Source organism: Butyrivibrio sp. VCB2006 (assembly GCF_000420945.1).
Taxonomy (GTDB): Bacteria; Bacillota; Clostridia; order Lachnospirales; family Lachnospiraceae; genus Butyrivibrio.
This window is the reverse complement of record NZ_ATVX01000039.1, coordinates 1-1,746: the sequence shown is the minus strand read 5'-3', so window position 1 is coordinate 1,746 and position 1,746 is coordinate 1. Positions and strand designations below refer to the sequence as shown.

At 42.9% G+C, this 1,746-nt stretch carries 1 protein-coding gene; it reads right to left on the bottom strand.

The window, feature by feature from the left end:
* Positions 1-289: 289 nt before the first annotated feature.
* Positions 290-1,462, bottom strand: a complete 1,173-nt coding sequence (locus G613_RS0117715) for an IS110 family transposase (RefSeq protein WP_026490291.1) — start codon at positions 1,460-1,462, stop codon at positions 290-292.
* Positions 1,463-1,746: the final 284 nt, after the last annotated feature.

Genomic DNA, 1,746 nt, shown 5'->3' with positions numbered 1-1,746 from the left:
CTCTCTGACCTTTCGGACGTATCAGATCTGAAGGGCTTGAGAGTAATGGCTATCGATCCCGGAACAGACAACATAGCTGCTGTAGCAAACACTTTTGGTGCAAGGCCATTTGTGATAAAGGGAGACTAACTATTAGAAGTCAAGAAGAAATAAATGATTTTTGATCAAAACGCAGAAATGCGATTTGTATAGTGGTCGGGACTTATTCCCGACAATCAGTTCCTTGAAAATTGCATGACAAACAGAGCATCCGATTGGGTGCTCAAACAGAAAAGGTATATCTGATTGATTAGCTCGGAGAGTAAGCTTGTCCGGTTAGTTCCATCCTATAGATTGTTCGGATCAGCTTTTTCGCCGCATGTGATACGGCTACATTGTAGTGCTTGCCCTCGGATATTTTTCTTCCGAGGTAGATGCCGAAGGATTCATCCCATTTACAGACAAACTTTGTGGCGTTAAAAAGCGCATACCGTAGGTATCGTGACCCACGTTTCTCCATGTGCGAGTGTGATGAATCAAGCTGCCCGGATTGATATGTTGATGGAGATAATCCTGCATAAGCGAGAATCTTGTCTGCATTATCGAAGCGCTCAAAATCACCTACTTCCGCCAGAATCATCGCTCCCATACGGTAACTGATACCGGGGATGGTCATTATCGGGGATTGCATTTCATCCATGATTGCTTTTATGGAGGCTTCGATTTCTTCAATCTCTTCGGAAAGTATCCAGATGAGATGAATGGTATGTCGTAGTTCCATGGATTTTGCGTCCATAGGTGTGCCGATAGAATCGATAGCGGCATTCCTGATCTCGATAGCTTTATCTCGGCTGTATCGCCCTTTAGAAGAAGTCTCAAGAAGCTTTTTGAGATGTGTCAAATGACATCCTGCAATGTAATCGGCACCTGGAAGTTCTTCTAAAAGCGTGTAGACGGAATTAAGGTGAAGCGATGGAACAAGTTTCTCCAGTTCGGGAAATAGGATGTTCACAAGCCTGGCTAAAGAAGACTTGAGCTTAGAACGTTCATGAACCTTGTCAAAGCGATAACGGGTTAATGATTTCAACTCTTCGTTGTGATATGATGTTTTTGAGTAGGGCTTGAGTGTCCTATCGGTCATCAACATCATAGCGATCGAAGAGGCATCGACTTTATCCGTTTTCGTCTTTCTAAGGCTTAGACCTTTTCTGTAAAGATTTGTGTGTAGCGGGTTGATAACAACGGTCGGGAAACCTTTATCAACGAGCGACGCCAGAAGATTGCTAGAATAGTGACCGGTAGCTTCAAGACCTACTTTTATTTCTGTCTTATCAGAAGTCACTTCTTCAATCTTGGAGAAAAGCTCATCAAAACCGACCTTGTCATTTGAGATGGTGAAGACTGGATAGAGCTTCCGGCCTTCGACGTCAAGAATACAGCAGTCATGCTTGTCCTTGGCAACATCGATACCAACATAGATCATAATCATGATCCTCCTTAAAAGTATTTGATGCTGCTGTTATAAGATCCACAGGGCTCTTTGCGTGCTGTAACCTCGTTCTACATAAACCGTCATGCGGTATCTAACTGATTAACAATTAAACAAAGAGACTGTGGTTGGAGCCTCCCTAAAACCGTCTAAGCGGTAGGTGTGATATACCAAACCACAGCATCTTTAACAGCATACCTGATACCTATAGATAAGGTAAAGAATGGGTATGACTATATAATACGAGGTGTGATCAAGTCAATCAACCAGCTTTACAA